Source organism: Mycobacterium sp. NPDC003449 (genome assembly GCF_053588415.1).
In genome coordinates this window covers 1-3,729 of sequence record NZ_JBSFPX010000334.1, presented here as the reverse complement: position 1 = coordinate 3,729, position 3,729 = coordinate 1, and the positions used below count along the sequence as shown (strand labels likewise).

Below are 3,729 nucleotides of genomic sequence, written 5' to 3'. Positions count from 1 at the left end.
ACCTGTAAAAGGCCATATCAGAAAAATCCGATCACAAAAACAAGACACCAAAAACTGGCATCAAAAAACATCCACCCCTAAACGGGAAAAAGAGGCAGACAAAAAACAACAAACAAAAACCACCAAACACACTATTGAGTTCTCAAACAACAGACCTGCATTTTCGCCCCGTTTTGGGGCAACCCCGCCAGCTTAATGCTTTTCCGGCGGGAGAGTCAAGTCGCACTCTTTGGCTTGTTTCATCCAGTCTGAGGCAACCCCGCCAGCCTAGTACCGATCTGGCGTGGACGTCAAGTCCTGATCTCCGGCCCCTCCGGTCAACCGCGGTCGAGACCGCTGTGTCCGTCGGGCACTTGCTAAGAGCTTACCCTCTCGATCTCCGCACCCAAACTCACCAGGTTCTCCACGAACAACGGGTAGCCCCGATCGATGTGGAAAACGTCGTGGACCTCGGTGTCTCCGTCCGCGACCAGACCGGCCAGCACCAGGCCGGCGCCGGCCCGGATGTCCGAGGACCACACCGGCGCACTCGAAAGCTGCGGGATCCCGCGGACCACCGCGTGGTGCCCGTCGGTCCGCGCGTCGGCTCCGAGCCGGATCATCTCCTCGACGAACCGGAATCGGGCCTCGAATACGTTCTCGGTGATCATCGACGTTCCGTCGGCGACCGCGGCCAACCCGATCGCCATCGGTTGCAGGTCGGTGGGGAACCCCGGGAACGGGAGCGTCGCGACGTTCACGGCCTTCGGCCGCTCGTACTGCACGACCCGGAATCCGTCGTCGTTCTGGGTGACCGTCGCGCCGGCGTCGTGCAGCTTGTGCAACACCAATTGCAGATGCTGCGGGTCCACCCCCCTGACCGAGATGTCCCCCCGGGTCATCGCCGCGGCGATCCCCCAGGTGGCCGCGACGATCCGGTCGCCGATCACCCGGTGCTCGGTCGGATAGAGCCGCTCCACGCCGGTGATCGTCAACGTCGGCGTCCCGGCACCGGTGATCTGGGCGCCCATCTGGTTGAGCATCGCGCACAGATCGACCACGTCGGGTTCCCTGGCCGCGTTGTGAATCGTCGTAACGCCATCGGCGACAACGGCAGCCATCAGGATGTTCTCGGTGGCCCCCACCGAGGGGAACTCCAGCTGGATCTCGGCGCCGTGCAGGTGATCGGCCTCGGCCACCACACAGCCGTGCTCGATATTGCAGGTGGCCCCGAGCTGGCGCAGCCCCGCCTGGTGCATATCCAGCGGCCGCGATCCGATCGCGTCGCCCCCGGGAAGCGCGACCTTGGCTTTCTTGCAGCGGCCGACCAACGGGCCCAGCACACACACCGAAGCGCGAAACTGCCGGACCGCGGCGAAGTCGGCGTCGTATTTGGGCTCGTCGGGGGAGGTGATCCGCACGGTCGCACCGTCGAGTTCCACGGTGGCACCGAGCCCCCGCAACACCTCTGCCATCAACGGAACGTCGAGGATGTCGGGGCAGTTGGTGATCGTGCTCGTCCCCTCGGCCAGCAATGAAGCGGCCATCAGCTTCAGCACGCTGTTCTTCGCGCCCCCGACGGCTACTTCGCCTGATAACCGGCTACCTCCGGTCACCACGAAACGCTCGCTCACGCGGGTCAGTGTAGACAGGCCGTGGTCCGGTTTCAGAATGCTCGGCGAGATCCGCGTGGCCCGAATGTCATGTGCCCAGGCCGGGTACGGTTCAATCATGGCTGTTCACCTCACCCGCATATACACCCGTACCGGCGACGACGGGACCACCGGGCTCAGCGACTTCAGCCGGGTGTCGAAGAACGACGCGCGACTGGCCGCCTACGCCAACTGTGACGAGGCCAACGCCGCCATCGGGGTGGCCATCGCACTCGGGAATCCGGGCCAGCAAATCGAGGCGGTATTGCGGCAGATTCAGAACGACCTGTTCGACGCGGGCGCCGACCTGTCCACCCCGGTGGTGCAGAACCCCGAGTATCCGCCGCTGCGGGTGCCGCAGGGCTACATCGAGCGGCTGGAGAAGTGGTGCGATGAGTTCAATGACGGCCTGCCCGCACTGAATTCGTTCATCCTGCCCGGCGGAACTCCCCTGTCGGCGCTCCTGCAGACCGCTCGGACCGTGACTCGCCGCGCCGAGCGTTCGGCCTGGACTGCCGTGGAAGCGCACGGGGATTCGGTCAGCGTCCTGCCGGCCAAATACCTCAACCGGCTGTCGGATCTGCTGTTCATCCTGTCGCGGGTGGCCAACCCGGACGGTGACGTGCTCTGGAAGCCCGGCCAGGATCAGTAGTTGCGCCTGCGGGTCCGCGATGACGGGCGCGACTCCAGCCAGGAGGTGAAGGCGGTCAGGGCACCGCGGTCGAGTGCGATCTCGTAGCCGCGACGCCGTTCCGGACTGGTGTCGCGTAGTTCGAGCACGACGATCTGGTGGGTCATGATGTCGAACTCGTCGCCCCGCGGCGCACGGCGCGACACCACTTCCAGGCCTCGCCGGCTCAGCCGGCGGTCCGGCCACCAACGGATGCTGGACAGCCGGTAGAACCCGGCCTCACCACCGCGGTACCGCATGACGCCGTGGCGCCAGCCGTGGCCGCCGACCGCGGGGAAATCCCGCAGGATCGCCGCGGTTCCGCCGACCTGGCGCAGTTTCCACAGCCGGTAACACAGGGCGCCGACCAGCACCAGGAGCACACCGACGAGCGCGACCATGACCAACATGGACGCGCTCATCGGCAACCTAGTCGATCTGGCCGAGGGCGCGCAGCCGCGCCCGACCCCACGCCGCGGTCTGCTCGTCGTCGGACTCGGCGTCCTGCTTGGCGGAGTCGGCGTCGATCTCGGACTCGAACTGTGCGTTCTCCACCAGGATCCGGACCGTCTCCTCGGTCACCGACAGGAAACCGCCGTCGACCGCGATCCGCAGATCGTCCTCGCCATCACGCTCGACCCGGACCATCGCATCGTCGACCAGCTGGGCCACCAGCGGAATATGCCGCGGCAGGATGCCGATCTCGCCGGCGGTGGTCCTGGTGAACACGAACATGGCCGGACCGGACCAGAGCTCACGCTCGACGGCGACGACTTCGACGTTCAAATCAGCCATGTCACACCACCTCTCGCACTCGATTAGCCACAGCGCTCATCACAGCTTGGCGCCGAGGCTTTCGGCCTTCTTCGCCAGGTCGTCGAGACCACCGATGAGGAAGAACGCCTGCTCGGGCAGGTGGTCGAACTCCCCCTTGGCCAGCTTGTCGAAGGCCTCGACGGTCTCCTTGAGCGGCACGGTAGAGCCGGGCTGGCCGGTGAACTGCTCGGCGGCCATCATGTTCTGGCTGAGGAACCGCTCGATCTTACGGGCCCGGTAGACCAGCACCTTGTCCTCCTCGGACAGCTCGTCGATACCGAGGATCGCGATCAGGTCCTGAAGGTCCTTGTAGCGCTGCAGGATTCGGATGACCTCCTGCGCGACGCGGTAGTGCTCGTCACCGACGACGCTCGGGTGCAGGATCGTCGAGGACGAGGCCAGCGGGTCCACCGCGGGGAAGATGCCCTTGGAGAACACCGCACGCGAAAGCTCGGTGGTGGCGTCCAGGTGCGCGAAGGTGGTGGCCGGTGCCGGGTCGGTGTAGTCGTCGGCGGGCACGTACACGGCCTGCATCGAGGTGATGGAGCGGCCACGCGTCGAGGTGATGCGCTCCTGCAGCTCACCCATCTCGTCGGCCAGCGTCGGCTGGTA

Annotated in this window: 6 protein-coding genes; 2 read left to right on the top strand and 4 right to left on the bottom strand. The window is 65.5% G+C overall.

The window, feature by feature from the left end:
• A partial coding sequence (locus ACWDTP_RS37880; RefSeq protein ID WP_450028349.1) for a hypothetical protein occupies window positions 1–196 on the top strand: 196 nt, incomplete at its 5' end.
• A 160-nt stretch (window positions 197–356) separates the two neighbouring features.
• Here the strand turns inward: ACWDTP_RS37880 and murA are convergent.
• Window positions 357–1,613 carry a UDP-N-acetylglucosamine 1-carboxyvinyltransferase gene (gene murA / locus ACWDTP_RS37875; RefSeq protein WP_450028348.1) on the bottom strand — a complete coding sequence of 419 codons (1,257 nt, stop codon included), beginning with the start codon at window positions 1,611–1,613 and terminating at the stop codon, window positions 357–359.
• A 97-nt stretch (window positions 1,614–1,710) separates the two neighbouring features.
• On the opposite strand from murA, the gene ACWDTP_RS37870 reads away from it, so the two are divergent.
• On the top strand, window positions 1,711–2,283 hold the full coding sequence (locus ACWDTP_RS37870; RefSeq protein WP_450028347.1) for a cob(I)yrinic acid a,c-diamide adenosyltransferase: 573 nt from the start codon (window positions 1,711–1,713) through the stop codon (window positions 2,281–2,283).
• Here the strand turns inward: ACWDTP_RS37870 and ACWDTP_RS37865 are convergent.
• From ACWDTP_RS37865 to ACWDTP_RS37855, 3 genes are all read right to left on the bottom strand, one after another.
• Complete coding sequence (locus tag ACWDTP_RS37865) at window positions 2,277–2,723, bottom strand: DUF2550 domain-containing protein (protein WP_450028346.1); 447 nt, start codon at window positions 2,721–2,723, stop codon at window positions 2,277–2,279. The two genes, ACWDTP_RS37870 and ACWDTP_RS37865, sit on opposite strands and share 7 nt — an antisense overlap.
• Before the next feature lie 7 nt (window positions 2,724–2,730).
• Window positions 2,731–3,096: a F0F1 ATP synthase subunit epsilon gene (locus ACWDTP_RS37860; RefSeq protein WP_450028345.1), complete on the bottom strand. Its 366-nt coding sequence runs from the start codon at window positions 3,094–3,096 to the stop codon at window positions 2,731–2,733.
• Window positions 3,097–3,135: 39 nt separating this feature from the next.
• Window positions 3,136–3,729, bottom strand: a 594-nt coding sequence (locus ACWDTP_RS37855) for an ATP synthase beta subunit C-terminal domain-containing protein (RefSeq protein WP_450028344.1), incomplete at its 5' end; no start/stop codon positions are given.